The sequence below is a fragment of the Roseovarius halophilus (ex Wu et al. 2025) genome (genome assembly GCF_047086965.1).
Genome location: NZ_JBKOTX010000427.1, coordinates 1 through 1,837, shown reverse-complemented (window position 1 = coordinate 1,837; position 1,837 = coordinate 1). Strand labels below are relative to the sequence as shown.

Sequence of the window (1,837 nt, the reverse complement as noted above, 5' to 3'; positions counted from 1 at the left end):
TCGGGGTCAGGACGATGTCTTGCGGGCCGGGCGCGGCAACCGCCGTCACAGCAGATGCCCGGACTTGCTGGCCTTGGTCGCCAGGTAGTGATGGTTGAAATGGCGTCCGTGCCGTAGAGGCAGTCGTAAAGGCTTCCCCAGCGCGCATTCGCGGCGTTGAGGGCGTAGCGGGCATTCGTGATGGGCACCACCAGCTGCGGCCCCGGCACATGCGCGATCTCGGGGTCCACGTTGGCCGTCTCGATCTCGAAATCCGGTCCCTCCTCGACCAGGTAGCCGATATCCTCGAGAAACTGCGTGTAAGCCTCGTGGTCATGCGGCTGGTTGCGGTGGCGAATGTGCCAGTCGTCGATCTGCCCCTGCAGCGTTTCGCGCTGGTCGAGAAAGGCCCTGTTCCTCGGTGCCATCTCCTCGACCATGGCCGCGAAACCGGCCCAGAAGTCATCGGCCGAAACATCCGTCCCCGGCAAGGCGTTCTCGTCGACGAAGCGCGCCAGTTGCTCGGCCACCTGCAGGCCATGCTTTTCGATACGTTGCACCATCTCTCGTCCCTTCGTGTCTGGTCCGGGCGGGCCGCTCCACGTGCCACGCCTTGGGCATGATTTAACGTGAAAGTTTCCGATAAGCTACAAAATTGGTAAAATTTTTTTACCGGATGATGGCGCAAACCGAGCTTCGGGTCATCAGGGCGCGCGGCCCCCGTGCTGCAGATCAGACGCCTGATCCGAACAAAGCCCTTGCCCCGCGGGAGCCGTCCATACATGGTCCGAGGGCAATGGCGAATGCGGCCTGATCGGCCGTACGAAGGGGTTCGAGGGATCAAGAAACTGTCCGGGGGGGGACAGTCTTGCCCGAGAACGGAACACCAAGTTGCACGCCGTGACCGACAGCGTCGGGCGTCTGATCCGTTTCTTCATCGCGGCCGACCAGGTCAGCGACTATGTCGGCGCGCGGGCGCTGTGCAGGTCCCTGCCGTCCGTCGACTGGCTGATCGCCAACCGCGGCTACGACGCCGACTGGTTCCGGGACGCGTTACAGGACGGGGGATACGCCCCTGTATCCCGGGGCGGACGTCTCGCGGCAAAGCCGTCCGGCACGACAAGCGATGCTACAAGCGGCGCAACCGCATCGAGATCATGTTCGGTCGCCTGAAGGATTGGCGGCGCGTCGCAACCCGCTACGAAAGTTGCCCGAAGGTCTTCCTGTCCGCCATCGCGCTTGCCGCAACCGTCATCCTCTGGCTTTGATCGTCAATGACTCCCGAGCCTGATCTGTTTGCAAAGGCATCGCTGCTGCGGGTTGCTCCCGAGGCGATCATCAAATGGACTTGCAAAGGCACGTAAGTGATCGAAGCACGTGCTGTAAGGCAAATTTCGGTTGACCTGGCCGGAAGGGGGGTGTCCTGGCGCAGGTCCAGTGATGCTTGCGGCGGGCGATCAATTTCTGCCATTGTCTCGATATGCAATCCCGACCACAACGCCCCCCCGAACCACGCCTCCGTATTCGCATCGTCTTCGGCGAGGACGAGATGATGGGGCCGGGCAAGGCCGACTTGCTGGAAGGGATCGCAAGCCGCGGATCGATTGCCGCGGCGGGCCGCGAGATGGGGATGAGCTACAAGCGCGCCTGGGAGTTGATCGGCACGCTCAACGCGATGTTCCGCGAGCCGCTGGTCGAAAGCACACGCGGCGGTCCGGGCGGCGGCGGCGCGTGTCTCACGGGCCTCGGGCGCGAGGTTCTGGCGCAGTATCGGGCCTTCGAGGCGGAGGCCGCGACGGGCGGTGCCGATCGACTTGCCAGCCTGCAAGGGCTCTTGAGGGATATTCCCGACGGAAAA

2 protein-coding genes and 2 pseudogenes are annotated in these 1,837 nt (G+C 63.5%); 2 read left to right on the top strand and 2 right to left on the bottom strand.

From position 1 onward, the window contains the following. Window positions 1-542, bottom strand: a pseudogene (locus tag ACH107_RS32460) (malate synthase G); the annotation flags it as partial. Window positions 543-789: 247 nt separating this feature from the next. On the opposite strand from ACH107_RS32460, the pseudogene ACH107_RS32455 reads away from it, so the two are divergent. After that, window positions 790-1,247 (top strand): annotated as a pseudogene (locus tag ACH107_RS32455) (IS5 family transposase); the annotation flags it as partial. On the opposite strand, the gene ACH107_RS32450 reads toward ACH107_RS32455, so the two are convergent. Further along, complete coding sequence (locus ACH107_RS32450) at window positions 1,178-1,450, bottom strand: hypothetical protein (RefSeq protein WP_412509723.1); 273 nt, start codon at window positions 1,448-1,450, stop codon at window positions 1,178-1,180. The pseudogene ACH107_RS32455 and the gene ACH107_RS32450 overlap by 70 nt on opposite strands. Window positions 1,451-1,531: 81 nt before the next feature. On the opposite strand from ACH107_RS32450, the gene ACH107_RS32445 reads away from it, so the two are divergent. Further along, on the top strand, window positions 1,532-1,837 hold a 306-nt coding region (locus ACH107_RS32445), incomplete at its 3' end, for a winged helix-turn-helix domain-containing protein (RefSeq protein ID WP_412509722.1).

Excerpts from the sequence above, each read along its gene's own strand:
- ACH107_RS32450 (WP_412509723.1), bottom strand. The coding sequence starts at position 1,450 with ATGGCAGAAATTGATCGCCCGCCGCAAGCATCACTGGACCTGCGCCAG.